Annotated in this window: 1 protein-coding gene; it reads left to right on the top strand. The window is 73.1% G+C overall.

All coding sequences use genetic code 11. From position 1 onward, the window contains the following. On the top strand, window positions 1-513 hold a 513-nt coding region (locus NN4_RS44685), incomplete at both ends, for a TrmH family RNA methyltransferase (protein WP_147144485.1).

Genomic DNA, 513 nt, shown 5'->3' with positions numbered 1-513 from the left:
TGCCGCCAAGGCCGCGGCCAAGGGTGGCGGTGGTCCCCGGGGCAGCGCGGGCCGGGCGGCCGGTCGCAAGGACGACGACAGCCCGGAGATGGTGCTCGGTCGCAACCCGGTGGTCGAATGCCTGCGCGCCGGCGTGCCCGCCTCGGCTCTGTACGTGGCCCTGGGCGCCGAGAACGACGAGCGGCTGACCGAGAGCGTGAAGATGGCCGCCGACGCGGGCATCTCCATTCTCGAGGTGCCGCGCGGTGACCTGGATCGGTTGAGCGCCAACGGTTTGCACCAGGGCGTCGCCCTACAGGTGCCGCCGTACCGCTACGCCCACCCGGACGACCTGCTCGCCGAGGTCCGCAATACGCCGGAGCCCGCCCTGCTGGTGGCGCTGGACAACATCACCGATCCGCGCAATCTCGGCGCCGTGATCCGCTCGGTGGCCGCCTTCGGTGGCCATGGCGTGCTGATCCCGCAGCGCCGCAGCGCCAGTGTCAGCGCGGTCGCCTGGCGCACCAGCGCCGG

It is taken from the genome of Nocardia ninae NBRC 108245 (genome assembly GCF_007990755.1).
Classification (GTDB): domain Bacteria; phylum Actinomycetota; class Actinomycetes; order Mycobacteriales; family Mycobacteriaceae; genus Nocardia; species Nocardia ninae.
This window is presented reverse-complemented; position numbering and strand designations above follow the sequence as displayed.